Below are 14,491 nucleotides of genomic sequence, written 5' to 3'. Positions count from 1 at the left end.
ACCTTCGGCCCGCATTTTGGTCAATACATCTTGCCAACGCGAAAGCCGTTTACTGTCGCCGACCCGTTTATTGCTGCCACCACTGCCGGGCAGCCACAATCCTCTGCATTGAAGGAATAAACGGGAATGAGATGGCTTTGTTGAATAAATCAGAATTAGCCGACAGGATGACTCCCTCTGCTACACCTGTTATCCTATCCTGACGCTGTGTGGCATACCCAACAACGTCATACGGTTCAGCGCTTTGACCATCGCTATGGCTTCACCTACTTGAGCCTCATAGTCACGCAGGCTCAGATGGCCACCCAGCAAAGTTTTTATGCGGAACATCGCTGTTTCTGCCACTGAACGCCGGTGATAACCCACTTTCTTTTTCCACATATCATTACTCCCGCTCAGACGCTGATTCGCCACCGCATGGTTACGTTCATGGTACTTGTCCGGCCAGTATTTGGCTCCGCTTCGCGGCGGGATAAGGGGCCTGATTTTCTTTCTTAGCAACGCATCGTGGCAGTAACGGGCGTCATAAGCACCGTCTGCTGACACTTCCCTGATTTTTCGGTGGGTTTGGTTAATCAGGCCCGGCAGTGCCTGCGCATCTGTCGTTCCGCTGAGCGATAAGTCGGCACAGATAATCTCATGCGTCGCACTGTCTGCTGCCAGATGAAGCTTGCGCCACACTCTTCGTCTGTCAGCCCCATGCTGCCTGACTTTCCATTCACCTTCGCCAAAGACCTTCAGACCGGTACTGTCGATGACCAGATGCGAGATTTCACCACGCGTTGGCGTTTTTATGCTGATACTGACGGTTTTTGCCCGCCGACTGACCAGAGAGTAGTCCGGGCAGCGCAGTGGCAGGCTCATCAGTGTAAAAACCGAGTCGACAAAGCCCTGTAATGCCCGGAGCGACAGGTTAAACACGCGCTTTATCATCAAAACCGTGGTAACAGCCATATCGGTGTAGTAAAGCGGCCGACCACGACCTTCAGGCGAAGAACTGTCAGTCCATGCAGCGATGGCCGACTCATCAAGCCAGACCGTCAGGGAGCCGCGTTGTCTGAGTGCTTTGTTGTAGGTGGGCCAGTTGGTGATTTTAAACTTTTGCTTTGCCATGGGGAGCTGCTATCGGGAGCGATGATAGTGCTTTGATCCGGCGATCCCCTGAAAGTTCGATTTATTCAACAAAGCCGAATGAGATCGGTACGCTGCTTCGCGGGTAATATTTTATCCGTTAGATTATCCAACACCAGCGGAATAGAGGTTGGGGTGGGATAATAAGCCACGATCATATGTGCCTGATTAAGGCGTAATGCTTTAAAGTAAGTAATTCGCAACTTTTCATTCGGAATACCGAGCCGACGGAGCGTAAAATATTTTGCAATAGAATAATCTTCGCAGTCAGCCATTCCTTTGCGCAGCGCTTCGGATGGGCGTTGCCCAATAATCTTCTTGCTGCCAGATGACACGATCGTCGCGAAATAGCAGTCGTTCATTAAAAAAAAGGTTTACCGATTCCAATAATTTTTTTTCATCGCTGCCGGGCAATGAGCCTAATAATGCCTGCCATTCATTAATACGCTTACGCGCTTCCGGTGTTGCCGGGCCGTAAAGTTGTTCCGGGCGCTGATTAATGGTGACGAAATCCCAATCCGCGCGCAGCGTTGCCGTCAGCAGTAACAGACTGCTGAACAGCAGAAGCAGAACCCCATTATTACGCCATGTCGTTATCCAGTGGTCATTCACCGGTGTTTCTCTTCACTATTGATTGAACCAGAGTAAGCCTCTCATCCTCATTGCGGTGTGCAGCCTTATTGCGTGAAAATACGCCATGCGGCCCTGTTGGACACAAGGCAGACATGTACACCTTCCTGGTGTAAAGAGAGAATAGGCTCTGAGGGCGGAAACGCTGTCGCTACAGACGAATTGTCGTTCACTATTATGGCAGAATAACCTACTTCATGGCAGCCAAAAGTAATTATACCCGTCACGCTGCATGTCGCAGCATTGTCACGTGAATCACACCTTTATAGCTAAACGACTTAATTTTGATTACATTATTTAAATGAGCTATTCAATTGATTTTAGACGTAAAGTGATATCTACACGGAAAAACGAAGGGTTGAGTATCCGAGAAACAGCGAAGCAATTTCGGATTGGCCCTGCCTCTGTATCGCGTTGGATTAATCAAATAGAGTCAAAAGCATCGACCACGCGTCAGCGAAAGATCGATAAATCCGAGTTGATAAAAGATGTTGAACAATATCCAGATGCTTACCAAAAAGAACGTGCAGAGCGTTTTGGCGTTTGTCAGAAGGCCATTTGGCAAGCGCTTAAAAAGCTGGGATTGACCTATAAAAAAAACTCTACGTCATCCGAAAGCCGACGAAAACGCCCGGCAGGGATTTCAACAAAAAAAACAACAGTATGAAAAAGAAGGTAAACCTATTGTTTTTATTGATGAAAGTGGTTTTTCACACGATGCCCCACGGACTCACGGCTATTCCCCAAAAGGTCAACGGTGTTTTGGCCTGAAGAACTGGGGAGCTAGGGGAAGAACAAATGTTATCGGCGCTTTATTAGGCACAACGCTGTTTGCTATCGGATTATTTGATATCAATATTAACAGCGATGTTTTCTATGCTTGGGTCACACAAGTCCTTATCCCAGTACTCCCTAAAAACAGTGTAATCATGATGGACAATGCCACTTTTCACAAAAAACATAATATTCAACAAGTCATCATCGATGCAGGGTATATGGTGGAGTATTTGCCTACATATAGCCAACCGACTTAAAAATGATTACAGCCGATGCCCTGATATGTGGCAAAGAAGCATAGCTGGCTGTTATCAAAATAATGTCGCTTAGCTATATTCGCCAGATCTTAACCCAATTGAGCATAAATGGGCACAAGCAAAAAGCAAAAAAAGAGAGATGGGTTGCGATACAGAGAGTTTGTTCTCAGTCCATATGGTGTAATCAAAATTAAGTCGCTTGGCTATACCGCCTTCCGGTAACGCGAATTTTTTAGGGTATAGTAGCAAGCTGGGTCAGCAGCGCACACCGTGTGTCAGGGAGAAAAAATGAATTTAGCCACCTTGGTATCAGAAACCCGTAATCCGGCAACGATGGAACTGGACAGTCAAACAACGCTTGCGATGGTGACGCTGTTCAATCAGGAAGATCGTAAAGTGCCCGAGGCGATAAGTCTGGTGCTGCCGGAGATTGCGCGTGCGGTGGATATGGCGGCTGCCAGAATGAAAACGGGTGGGCGATTGATCTATCTCGGGGCGGGCACCAGTGGGCGCTTAGGGGTACTTGATGCGTCTGAATGCCCACCGACCTTTGGTGTGCCTCACGGGCTGGTTATCGGATTGATAGCCGGTGGGCCTGGCGCGTTGTTGAAGGCCGTCGAAGGTGCAGAGGACGATCCTTCCCTCGGTGAGGCCGATCTGGTTGCGCTGTCGCTCACGCCACAGGACACCGTCGTGGGGCTGGCGGCGTCGGGCCGCACGCCTTATGTGATTGGCGCGTTGAAATATGCTCGTCGTCAAGGCTGTGGCACGGTCGCTATCTCTTGCAACCCCGCCTCCCCGATTGCGGCGCTGGCAGAGGTGGCGATTTCACCCGTGGTGGGGCCGGAGGCGTTGACCGGTTCGACGCGTCTGAAATCAGGTACGGCACAAAAGCTGGTGCTTAACATGCTCTCCACGGGCGTGATGGTTAAGCTTGGGAAAGTGTACCAAAACCTAATGGTTGATGTAAAAGCCACCAATGAAAAACTGGTAGACCGGGCCTGTCGCATCGTGATGGAAGCCACCGGGGCCGCGCGTGACGAGGCGCAGAGAGCGTTACAAGAAACCAGCTATGCGGCCAAACCCGCTATACTGATGATCCTCAGCGCTATTAGCGTAGCAGAGGCCGAGCAGCGGTTGGAAACGCACCACGGTTATCTACGCGATGCGCTGTTATCTTAGCAAGACGGAAATGGGCGCCGTGTGTGCCCATGCTTTCCCTTAACGTGGCGATTACCTTGGCAAGAGGAAAACAGTTTGGGTGAACAATCACCGACACGTATCGTGTTTTTTGATTTGGACGGCACGCTGCATCGCGAGGACCTGTTTGGCTGTTTTTTGCGTTACCTGTTAAAGCGCCTGCCGTTGAATTTACTGCTGGTGATTCCGGTGTTGCCGGTGGCAGGGCTGGTATTGCTAGCACGCGGCAGGGCCGCGCGCTGGCCAATGAGTGCCCTGCTTTGGGCCATCACCTTTGGTCGCCGTGAGGCGCATTTACGGGCGCTGGAGCAGGCGTTTGTGGTCCGTTTTCGTCGTTGGGTGACGCCATTTCCTGTGGTGCAGCAGCGCTTGACTGAGTATCTCGCCGCTTCCGATGCGCAGGTGTGGCTGGTAACCGGCTCGCCACAGCGTTTGGTTGAGCAGGTTTACCATGACGCCGCGTTTTTCCCCGGCGTCAAACTGATGGGCAGCCAGATGGTTCGCGTTTACGGCGGCTGGGTGTTGCCGCTGCGCTGTCTGGGCCGAGAGAAGGTGGTGCAGATGGAAAAACAGCTAGGTGCGCCACTGCAATTGCACAGCGGCTACAGCGACAGCAAGCAAGATAATCCTCTGCTGTTTTTTTGCGAACACCGCTGGCGCGTAACGCGTGCAGGCACGCTGCAACAGTTAGAGTAACGGTGTCGGGGAGGCAATAAGCACTCTGCTTTTTCTTCACACCCTGAATAATGCGCGCGACCAAAAAAGCGCGATGCATACCCGGGAGGCACCATGAATGACACCCTTGATGGCCATCGGCCTGATGAATATTGGATGCGTCATGCTATGACACTGGCCCAACGGGCGCAGGAGGAGGGGGAGGTGCCCGTCGGTGCGGTGCTGGTTCTGGATAATCAGGTGATTGGTGAGGGCTGGAATCGTCCCATCGGCCATCACGATCCGACGGCACACGCCGAAATCATGGCGTTGCGCCAGGGTGGAAAAGTCTTGCAGAACTACCGCTTAATCAATGCGACGCTGTATGTGACGCTTGAGCCTTGTGTCATGTGCGCTGGCGCAATGGTGCACAGCCGTATTGGTCGACTGGTGTATGGCGCCAACGATGAAAAAACCGGGGCAGCAGGATCGTTGGTCGACATCCTGAGGCATCCCGGCATGAATCATCATATAGCGATCACGTCTGGCGTATTGGCTGCCGAATGTGCCCACACCCTCAGTGATTTTTTCCGTATACGCCGCGCGCAGCATAAAGCGCGACGTGCTCAGGAAAAGGCTAACGGCGCAGCCTGACAGCTTATTTGCCGAGTTTTTCTGGCGGTACGGCAGGGTAAGCGCTCGCTAATAGTTCCTGCTGCTGGGTTTTATTGGCTTTCTCGGTCAGATACCCTTCCAGGCTCAGCATATAGCGGCGGATATTTTCAACGTAGTTATAGGCTTCGTGGCCGCGTGCATAGCCTTACGTCGTCTGGGCATAATAGCGTTTCTGGCTGAGCATCGGCAGACGGACCTTCACATCTGCCCAGCTATCGGGATTACCCTTTTGTTTTTCAGTCAGTTTGCGCGCATCCAGCAGATGGGCATAGCCCATATTGTAAGAGGCCAGTGCAAACCAAATCTTCTCATCCTCGGGGATGCTTTCCGGCATTTTTTCCATCATATGCGCCAGATAGCGTGCGCCACCGCTAATGCTCTGTTCCGGATCGAGTCTGTCGGTCACATTCAGGCTCTCTGCGGTGTTACGCGTCAGCATCATCAAACCTCGCACGCCAGTCGGCGAGGCCGCCAACGGGTTCCAGTGCGATTCTTGATATAGCCAACCGACTTAAAAATGATTACAGCCGATGCCCTGATATGTGGCAAAGAAGCATAGCTGGCTGTTATCAAAATAATGTCGCTTAGCTATAAGAGATGGCTGCCAGAAATTTCCAGTCAATAAACTAGTTGCTGAATAGAGACTTGCATTTTTTGTCAGGCTATTGAGAATAAAAAGAGGTTTAACTTAGAGAATAAAGGTTTGAAATGATCAACAAAGAGCGGTTGTTACGAGATAATCGTTTATGTAAAGCAATCATTGGATTATCAGTCGAAGAATTGAAAAATTTAGCCGCTGAATTTTCAGCTTGTTATTTGATTTATCGGAAAAAGAATCGAAAAGATCACGAGCGGCAGATGGGTGCAGGGCAGAAAGGATTTATCCCAACCCCATTAGATAAACTGCTTTTTATTTTATTGTATTTAAAATGTTATCCGACCTATGATTTGCAAGGACTTCTTTTTGGTTTAGATAGAACACGGGTATGTCGCTGGGTAAAAATATTATTACCGGTTTTAGAGATGACCTTGGGGCGAGAATGTGTTTTGCCCGCTCGTCAAATTCGCTCTGCTGAGGAATTTTTTCGCGCCTTTCCTGGAGTTAAAGACGTCTTTATTGATGGGACAGAGCGACCTGTCCAAAAGCCTAAGAATCTGCGTCGGCGAAAAAAAATGTATTCGGGAAAGAAAAGACAGACCACTCGAAAAGGGCTTATTATGACTGACGAAACAAGGCAAATTGGATTTATCCCCATGAGCAAAAATGGGCGCCGTCACGATAAACGCTTACTCGATAAAGTCGATATAATTCGCCATATTCCTCCTGAGGTAACCATCTGGGCAGATACCGGTTTTCAAGGTATAGATAAACAGCATCCTAATACACAAATCCCAAAAAAAGGAACTCGAAAAAGACCTTTATCGCCTGAACAAAAACAAGAAAATAAAATAATCTCGGGCATCCGTATTACAGTTGAAGACGCCATCGCGGGTATCAAGCGCCTCGGTTGCATGACCCAAATTTTACGGAATCGTAGACCCTTTATTGATGATACCTTCTTACTCCTTAGCGCCGGTCTTTGGAATTTCCATCTCAGAACAGCGTAAAATTTACTTCAATCACCGAAACACCCTTATTTCACTATTAAGCAACACGCTTAATGTCGCTGGCATATTTGGCAAACAGGGGTTGTAAGTCGGGCAAGGTGTTGTCGATAGCGGCTTTGTTGAATAAATCAGAATTAGCCGACAGGATGACTCCCTCTGCTACACCTGTTATCCGATCCTGACGCTGTGTGGCATACCCAACAACGTCATACGATTCAGCGCTTTGACCATCGCCATGGATTCACCCACCTGAGCATCGTAGTCACGCAGGCTCAGGTGGCCACCCAGCAAAGTTTTTATGCGGAACATCGCTGTTTCTGCCACTGAACGCCGGTGATAACCCACTTTCTTTTTCCACATATAGCCAAGCGACATTATTTTGATAACAGCCAGCTATGCTTCTTTGCCGCATATCAGGGCATAGGATGTAATCATTTTTAAGTCGGTTGGCTATATCATTACTCCCGCCCAGACGCTGATTCGCCACCGCATGGTTACGTTCATAGTACTTGTCCGGCCAGTATAGCCAAGCGACTTAATTTTGATTACACCATATGGACTGAGAACAAACTCTCTGTATCGCAACCCATCTCTCTTTTTTTGCTTTTTGCTTGTGCCCATTTATGCTCAATTGGGTTAAGATCTGGCGAATATGTAGGCAAATACTCCACCATATACCCTGCATCGATGATGACTTGTTGAATATTATGTTTTTTGTGAAAAGTGGCATTGTCCATCATGATTACACTGTTTTTAGGGAGTACTGGGATAAGGACTTGTGTGACCCAGGCATAGAAAACATCGCTGTTAATATTGATATCAAATAATCCGATAGCAAACAGCGTTGTGCCTAATAAAGCGCCGATAACATTTGTTCTTCCCCTAGCTCCCCAGTTCTTCAGGCCAAAACACCGTTGACCTTTTGGGGAATAGCCGTGAGTCCGTGGTGCATCGTGTGAAAAACCACTTTCATCAATAAAAACAATAGGTTTACCTTCTTTTTCATACTGTTGTTTTTTTTGTTGAAATCCCTGCCGGGCGTTTTCGTCGGCTTTCGGATGACGTAGAGTTTTTTTTATAGGTCAATCCCAGCTTTTTAAGCGCTTGCCAAATGGCCTTCTGACAAACGCCAAAACGGTCTGCACGTTCTTTTTGGTAAGCATCTGGATATTGTTCAACATCTTTTATCAACTCGGATTTATCGATCTTTCGCTGACGCGTGGTCGATGCTTTTGACTCTATTTGATTAATCCAACGCGATACAGAGGCAGGGCCAATCCGAAATTGCTTCGCTGTTTCTCGGATACTCAACCCTTCGTTTTTCCGTGTAGATATCACTTTACGTCTAAAATCAATTGAATAGCTCATTTAAATAATGTAATCAAAATTAAGTCGTTTAGCTATATTTCGCTCCGCTTCGCGGCGGGATAAGGGGCCTGATTTTCTTTCTTAGCAACGCATCGTGGCAGTAACGGGCGTCATAAGCACCGTCTGCTGACACTTCCCTGATTTTCCGGTGGGTTTGGTTAATCAGGCCCGGCAGTGCCTGCGCATCTGTCGTTCCGCTGAGCGATAAGTCGGCACAGATAATCTCATGCGTCGCACTGTCTGCTGCCAGATGAAGCTTGCGCCACACTCTTCGTCTGTCAGCCCCATGCTGCCTGACTTTCCATTCACCTTCGCCAAAGACCTTCAGACCGGTACTGTCGATGACCAGATGCGAGATTTCACCACGCGTTGGCGTTTTTATGCTGATACTGACGGTTTTTGCCCGCCGACTGACCAGAGAGTAGTCCGGGCAGCGCAGTGGCAGGCTCATCAGTGTAAAAACCGAGTCGACAAAGCCCTGTAATGCCCGGAGCGACAGGTTAAACACGCGCTTTATCATCAAAACCGTGGTAACAGCCATATCGGTGTAGTAAAGCGGCCGACCACGACCTTCAGGCGAAGCACTGTCAGTCCATGCAGCGATGGCCGACTCATCAAGCCAGACCGTCAGGGAGCCGCGTTGTCTGAGTGCTTTGTTGTAGGTGGGCCAGTTGGTGATTTTAAACTTTTGCTTTGCCATGGGGAGCTGCTATCGGGAGCGATGATAGTGCTCTGATCCGGCGATCCCCTGAAAGTTCGATTTATTCAACAAAGCCGTCGATAGCGCTCAGGAAGGTGCGGGTATCGACATAATCAAATTCGCCCACATGACCGAGGTATTTCTCTTCCAGGCGCGCCAGCGTACCGTCTTCCACGGTTTGACTGAAAAAAGGCTTTGTTGAATAATTTAAGATACTGATTTATATAAGCATTATAAAATTTCAACGACTAATTTTTCCTCTCGGAATGCTTTTTATTGTGCTAACTATTTGATTTGTCGTTCTAACAAAATACATTCTCTGTAAATACATTCTAACTAAAGAAGATGTAAATCAAACGGTTAAATTATTCAACAAAGCCCTGAAAAAATCCAACAAAGCGGCGTACAGGCTGTCGTCCTGGGTGCGGCGCATATACCAGGTGACCGGCTCTTCATCGCTCAGATCGAACGCCACGGAAAGTTGCGGGTGAATGCGCTGCATCAAACCGATGGTGACGGAATCCGCCAGCGTGTAATCCAACGCCCCCTGTGCCACCTGTTTGAGCAAATCCTGTGTGCTGAGGTCCGAGGCGGCTTCCCAGCTTAACGCCGGATATTTATTGCTTTTCAAATCGCGCAACGTGGCGATATGGGCTGAGCCCGATGTGACCGCTAACCGACCGCTCAGTTTTTCCAGGTTTTTAGGGCGCGTGGCCCCCATGCGGTAAACCAGTTGCTGCGAAACGGAATAATACGTTGGTCCCGCGCGAAAGCGGTTCAATCGCTCATGGTTGTAAATCAGCCCGGCAGCAAGCAGATCGGCATTGTCGTTGTCTAAATCATCGAACAAGGCGTCAAGATTTGGACGTGCCTACACCACCAGCTTGACGCCAAGGTAATCGGCGAACCGTTTAGCCAGTTCATAATCAAGTCCTGAGGGGGTTCCGTTACTGACGGTATAGGTTAGCGGCGAATTGAGCGTGCTGATACGCAGCTCGCCCCGGGAAAGGATCTGATTGAGCTGGGTATCCTGGCCGCTGTGCCAGGGGATGTTGGGCCAGAGCGCCAACATCAGCAGTAACGTAATAACCCCGATGAAAAAAATAATTTAATGTTAAACGCTTCAAATAGTTATCTCTCGGTGGCCGTGTGGCCTTTCTGTCTGTAACGGCAGTTTTTTTGTCTACACTCTCCCAGATTGGGGGCATTTTGCTTAACAAACCGCCAGTGTGCAACAGTTATCCATCAGGTTAAAGCTTGACCATGACAAAAATAAGATGTGCAACAAACTCTGCGCAAACGGTTTCGTCGGGCGTCACAATTCTCTATAATGACGCGCGTTTCCCCCCCCTTGGCTGCGCGACAAAGTAGCGCCCACTGACGTACTGAAACTCAGTACATCGAAGACGAGAGATTTTTTAGATGATGGAAATACTGCGTGGTTCACCTGCCCTATCGGCCTTCCGTGTAAATAAGTTGCTGACGCGTTGCAAAGAGCACTTTTTGCCAATTAGTGACATCTATGCGGAGTACGTTCACTTTGCCGCCGTACGTGCACCACTGAACAGCGATGAGCAGGTCAAACTCACACGACTGTTAAAATATGGCCCCTCTCTCGCGGAGCATGAGCCTAGTGGGCGCTTACTGTTGGTCACACCGCGCCCTGGCACCATTTCTCCCTGGTCTTCCAAAGCTACCGATATTGCGCGCAACTGCGGCCTGGATAAAGTCATTCGCCTGGAGCGCGGATTGGCCTTCTATATTCATGCACCGACGCTGAGCGATGAACAGTGGCAGCAATTGGGCGCTCTGCTGCATGACCGCATGATGGAAACCGTCTTCACGGAAATGGGGCAGGCAGAACAGCTGTTTGCCCAGCATCAGCCTGCTCCGTTAAAACGGGTAGACACTCTGCTCGAGGGGCGTAAGGCGTTGGAACAGGCCAACGTGCGTCTGGGATTGGCGCTGGCGGAAGATGAAATCGACTACCTGTTGGATGCTTTTACCCGTTTGGGGCGCAACCCGACCGACATTGAACTCTATATGTTCGCCCAGGCTAACTCTGAGCACTGCCGTCACAAAATTTTTAACGCCGACTGGGTGATTGATGGTGAAGCGCAGCCCAAGTCGCTGTTTAAAATGATCAAGAACACCTTTGAGCACACGCCGGAACACGTGTTGTCTGCGTATAAAGATAACGCGGCAGTGATGGAAGGCTCCGAGGCAGGACGTTTCTTTGCCGATCCGCAAGGGCATTATGACTACCATCAGGAACCGACACATATTCTGATGAAAGTAGAAACCCACAACCACCCGACGGCCATTTCTCCCTGGCCGGGTGCGGCGACCGGTTCCGGCGGTGAAATTCGCGATGAAGGGGCAACGGGGCGCGGTGCCAAACCCAAAGCTGGTCTGGTCGGGTTCTCGGTCTCCAATTTGCGTATTCCTCACTTCGAACAGCCGTGGGAAGAAGATTTCGGTAAGCCGGATCGTATCGTCAGCGCGTTGGACATCATGCTTGATGGCCCGTTGGGCGGTGCGGCCTTTAACAACGAGTTCGGTCGCCCTGCGCTGAGCGGTTACTTCCGCACTTATGAAGAGCAGGTTGACAGCCATAACGGCAGCGAACTGCGCGGTTATCACAAGCCAGTGATGCTGGCGGGAGGTATTGGTAACATCCGTGCCGATCACGTGAAAAAAGGTGAGATCACGGTAGGCGCTAAGCTGATTGTGCTGGGTGGTCCCTCCATGAACATCGGCCTGGGCGGCGGTGCAGCCTCCTCGATGGCATCCGGCCAATCGGATGCCGATCTGGATTTCGCCTCTGTGCAGCGCGATAACCCGGAAATGGAACGCCGTTGTCAGGAAGTGATCGATCGCTGCTGGCAACTGCGTGAAGATAACCCGATTCTGTTTATCCACGACGTGGGCGCGGGCGGTTTGTCTAACGCCATGCCGGAACTGGTGAGCGATGGCGGACGCGGTGGACGCTTTGAGCTGCGCGATATTCTTAACGATGAACCGGGTATGAGCCCGCTGGAAGTGTGGTGTAACGAATCGCAAGAGCGCTATGTGCTGGCGGTTGCGCCGGAAAAACTGGCGCTGTTTGATGAGCTGTGCCACCGTGAGCGCGCACCTTACGCAGTCATTGGTGAAGCGACGGAAGAACAACATTTAACCCTGAACGATCGCCACTTCAATAATCAGCCGATCGATCTGCCGCTCGACGTGCTGCTGGGCAAAACGCCGAAAATGCTGCGCGATGTTAAACGTCTGGTGAGCGAAGGCACCTTGCTGAACCGCGAGGGTATCTTCCTGGCCGAAGCAGTAGAGCGCGTGATGCACCTGCCGGTCGTGGCAGAGAAAACCTTCCTGATCACTATTGGTGACCGTTCTGTGACCGGTATGGTGGCACGCGATCAGATGGTCGGACCGTGGCAAATTCCGGTAGCAAACTGTGCTGTCACCACCGCAAGCCTCGACAGCTATCACGGTGAAGCGATGTCGATTGGCGAACGTGCGCCTGTGGCGTTGCGTAACTTTGGTGCCTCCGCCCGTCTGGCGGTGGGGGAAGCGTTAACCAACATTGCCGCGACCCAGATTGGCGCGTTAACGCGCGTGAAACTCTCCGCAAACTGGATGTCAGCAGCAGGGCACCCCGGTGAAGACGCGGGACTTTATGAAGCGGTAAAAGCCATCGGCGAAGAACTCTGCCCTGCATTGGGGTTGACCATTCCGGTGGGTAAAGACTCCATGTCGATGAAAACCCGCTGGCAAGACGGCGATCAGGAGCGCAGCGTCACCTCTCCGCTGTCACTGGTGATCACCGCATTCGCTCGCGTGGAAGATGTGCGTAAAACTGTCACGCCGCAGTTGCGCGCCGATCGGGACAATGTGCTGCTGCTTATCGATCTGGGTGCCGGGCACCATACGCTGGGCGCGACAGCGCTGGCACAGGTCTACCGTCAGTTAGGCCGCCATACCGCCGATGTGCGCAACCCGCAACAGTTGGCTGGCTTCTTTAACGCTATCCAAACACTGGTGGCGGATGATGCGCTGCTGGCCTATCACGACCGTTCTGACGGTGGTCTGATTGTGACGCTGGCCGAAATGGCGTTTACCGGTCACTGTGGTATCGACGTTGATATCGCGGCATTGGGTAACGATCCGCTGGCCTCACTGTTTACCGAAGAGCTGGGGGCAGTGATTCAAGTGTCCGCCGATCGTCTGGCGCACGTTGAACAGGTACTGGCCGAGCACGGTTTGGCCGACATTGTTCACCGTTTGGGCCATGCCGCTCAGGGCAACCGCTTTGTGATCACGCATGGCAACGATGTGGTGTATCAGGAGAGCCGCACTACGCTGCGCACCTGGTGGGCGGAAACCACTTGGCAGATGCAGCGCCTGCGTGACAACCCGCACTGTGCCGATCAGGAACATGCCGCTAAACAGGATGAGACCGATCCGGGCCTGAATGTCTCACTGACGTTCGATCTTGCGCAGGATATTGCTGCACCTTTTATCGCCAAAGGGGTTCGTCCTAAAGTGGCGGTGCTGCGTGAGCAGGGCGTTAACTCGCACGTTGAAATGGCGGCTGCGTTCCATCGCGCCGGTTTTGACGCCATCGATGTGCACATGAGCGATCTACTGGCAGGCCGTCGCAATCTGCAAGACATCCAGGCGCTGGTCGCTTGCGGTGGCTTCTCTTACGGCGATGTATTGGGGGCGGGCGAGGGGTGGGCGAAATCCATTCTGTTCGATCCGCGGGTGCGCGATGAATTTGCTGCCTTCTTCCAACGTCCGCAAACGCTGGCGCTCGGCGTGTGCAACGGTTGCCAGATGATGTCCAATCTGCGCGAACTGATCCCAGGTGCAGATCACTGGCCGCGCTTTGTGCGCAACCTGTCTGACCGCTTTGAAGCGCGCTTCAGTCTGGTTGAAGTCACTAAAAGCCCATCATTGTTTATGAATGACATGGTGGGATCGCGTATGCCAATCGCAGTCTCTCACGGTGAAGGGCACGTTGAAGTGCGTGATGCCGCCCATTTATCGGCGCTTGAACATGAGCATCTGGTCGCACTGCGCTTCGTGAACAACTTTGGGCAGGTAACCGAGAACTATCCGGCAAACCCGAACGGTTCTCCGAACGGGATCACGGCAGTCACCAGTGCCAGTGGCCGCGCTACAGTGATGATTCCACACCCGGAGCGTGTTTTCCGTACCGTGAGCAACTCCTGGCACCCGGAAAACTGGGGTGAAGACAGCCCATGGATGCGCATGTTCCGCAACGCGCGTCGTCAACTTGGTTAAGGGGTAGTCGGGTATTGACTATAAAAGGGGCGATGCGCCCCTTTTTTTATTGGGTGTGGAGCCGTTTTTTTGCTGTAATATTGAGATTTGTCGCGATATAGCGACAATTGATTTAATGTTTCCATTTGGAGACATTAAATCAATTGATATTTACATCGCCGAATTCCAGGCAGATCTTCCC

Annotated in this window: 12 protein-coding genes and 5 pseudogenes; 8 read left to right on the top strand and 9 right to left on the bottom strand. The window is 51.0% G+C overall.

The features are described 5' to 3' along the window. Nucleotides 1–189 precede the first annotated feature (189 nt). Both ACQGXV_RS02515 and ACQGXV_RS02510 read right to left on the bottom strand, forming a co-directional pair. A complete protein-coding gene (locus tag ACQGXV_RS02515; RefSeq protein WP_440862815.1) occupies nt 190–1,113 on the bottom strand; it encodes an IS5 family transposase in 924 nt (307 codons plus the stop codon). 77 nt (nt 1,114–1,190) lie between these two features. After that, nucleotides 1,191–1,728: pseudogene (locus ACQGXV_RS02510) on the bottom strand (transglutaminase-like cysteine peptidase); the annotation flags it as partial. Nucleotides 1,729–2,062: 334 nt separating this feature from the next. On the opposite strand from ACQGXV_RS02510, the gene ACQGXV_RS02505 reads away from it, so the two are divergent. The 3 genes from ACQGXV_RS02505 to ACQGXV_RS02495 are packed head-to-tail and all read left to right on the top strand — an operon-like array spanning nt 2,063 to nt 2,868. Next, nucleotides 2,063–2,428: an IS630 transposase-related protein gene (locus ACQGXV_RS02505; protein WP_440862584.1), complete on the top strand. Its 366-nt coding sequence runs from the start codon at nt 2,063–2,065 to the stop codon at nt 2,426–2,428. Next, entirely contained in the window at nt 2,352–2,795 is a 444-nt protein-coding gene (locus ACQGXV_RS02500; RefSeq protein ID WP_440867176.1) for a transposase, read from the top strand. The genes ACQGXV_RS02505 and ACQGXV_RS02500 overlap by 77 nt, the downstream gene beginning before the upstream one ends. Further along, complete coding sequence (locus ACQGXV_RS02495) at nt 2,746–2,868, top strand: hypothetical protein (protein ID WP_440864784.1); 123 nt, start codon at nt 2,746–2,748, stop codon at nt 2,866–2,868. Before ACQGXV_RS02500 ends, ACQGXV_RS02495 begins: the two co-directional genes overlap by 50 nt. Here the strand turns inward: ACQGXV_RS02495 and ACQGXV_RS02490 are convergent. Continuing rightward, nucleotides 2,865–3,044, bottom strand: coding sequence for a hypothetical protein (locus ACQGXV_RS02490; protein WP_440864783.1), 180 nt, complete (start codon nt 3,042–3,044; stop codon nt 2,865–2,867). The two genes, ACQGXV_RS02495 and ACQGXV_RS02490, sit on opposite strands and share 4 nt — an antisense overlap. 39 nt (nt 3,045–3,083) lie before the next feature. Here ACQGXV_RS02490 and murQ point away from each other — a divergent pair, with 39 nt between their 5' ends. The 3 genes from murQ (at nt 3,084) to tadA (ending at nt 5,303) form a co-directional block, all read left to right on the top strand. Next, a complete protein-coding gene (gene murQ / locus ACQGXV_RS02485) occupies nt 3,084–3,977 on the top strand; it encodes an N-acetylmuramic acid 6-phosphate etherase (protein WP_440864782.1) in 894 nt (297 codons plus the stop codon). A gap of 75 nt (nt 3,978–4,052) precedes the next feature. After that, the gene (gene yfhb, locus ACQGXV_RS02480; RefSeq protein ID WP_440864781.1) at nt 4,053–4,691 is read left to right on the top strand and encodes a phosphatidylglycerophosphatase C; all 639 of its coding nucleotides are present in this window, start codon (nt 4,053–4,055) and stop codon (nt 4,689–4,691) included. A gap of 93 nt (nt 4,692–4,784) precedes the next feature. Continuing rightward, nucleotides 4,785–5,303 (top strand): tRNA adenosine(34) deaminase TadA, encoded by a 519-nt coding sequence (gene tadA, locus ACQGXV_RS02475; RefSeq protein ID WP_440864780.1) that lies wholly within the window; start codon nt 4,785–4,787, stop codon nt 5,301–5,303. A gap of 4 nt (nt 5,304–5,307) precedes the next feature. Here the strand turns inward: tadA and ACQGXV_RS02470 are convergent. After that, a pseudogene (locus ACQGXV_RS02470) lies at nt 5,308–5,823 on the bottom strand (transglycosylase SLT domain-containing protein); the annotation flags it as partial. Between the two features lie 209 nt (nt 5,824–6,032). Here ACQGXV_RS02470 and ACQGXV_RS02465 point away from each other — a divergent pair. Then, on the top strand, nt 6,033–6,932 hold the full coding sequence (locus ACQGXV_RS02465; RefSeq protein WP_440862689.1) for a transposase family protein: 900 nt from the start codon (nt 6,033–6,035) through the stop codon (nt 6,930–6,932). Nucleotides 6,933–7,100: 168 nt separating this feature from the next. Here ACQGXV_RS02465 and ACQGXV_RS02460 read toward each other — a convergent pair. The 5 genes and pseudogenes from ACQGXV_RS02460 to ACQGXV_RS02440 form a co-directional block, all read right to left on the bottom strand. After that, nucleotides 7,101–7,289: pseudogene (locus tag ACQGXV_RS02460) on the bottom strand (IS5/IS1182 family transposase); the annotation flags it as partial. 188 nt (nt 7,290–7,477) lie between these two features. Continuing rightward, on the bottom strand, nt 7,478–8,011 hold the full coding sequence (locus ACQGXV_RS02455) for an IS630 family transposase (protein WP_440862665.1): 534 nt from the start codon (nt 8,009–8,011) through the stop codon (nt 7,478–7,480). Continuing rightward, nucleotides 7,935–8,300, bottom strand: a complete 366-nt coding sequence (locus ACQGXV_RS02450) for an IS630 transposase-related protein (protein ID WP_440864667.1) — start codon at nt 8,298–8,300, stop codon at nt 7,935–7,937. Before ACQGXV_RS02450 ends, ACQGXV_RS02455 begins: the two co-directional genes overlap by 77 nt. 34 nt (nt 8,301–8,334) lie before the next feature. Further along, nucleotides 8,335–9,000 (bottom strand): annotated as a pseudogene (locus tag ACQGXV_RS02445) (IS5 family transposase); the annotation flags it as partial. Between the two features lie 355 nt (nt 9,001–9,355). Next, nucleotides 9,356–10,127 (bottom strand): annotated as a pseudogene (locus ACQGXV_RS02440) (transporter substrate-binding domain-containing protein); the annotation flags it as partial. Between the two features lie 298 nt (nt 10,128–10,425). Here ACQGXV_RS02440 and purL point away from each other — a divergent pair. Next, nucleotides 10,426–14,310, top strand: a complete 3,885-nt coding sequence (purL, locus tag ACQGXV_RS02435; RefSeq protein ID WP_440867175.1) for a phosphoribosylformylglycinamidine synthase — start codon at nt 10,426–10,428, stop codon at nt 14,308–14,310. The last annotated feature ends 181 nt before the right edge of the window (nt 14,311–14,491 follow it).

The organism is Symbiopectobacterium purcellii (assembly GCF_052050035.1).
In the GTDB taxonomy this organism is placed as follows: Bacteria; Pseudomonadota; Gammaproteobacteria; order Enterobacterales; family Enterobacteriaceae; genus Symbiopectobacterium; species Symbiopectobacterium purcellii_A.
The sequence above is the reverse complement of the archived record's forward strand: the minus strand, read 5'-3'. Positions and strand labels throughout refer to the sequence as shown.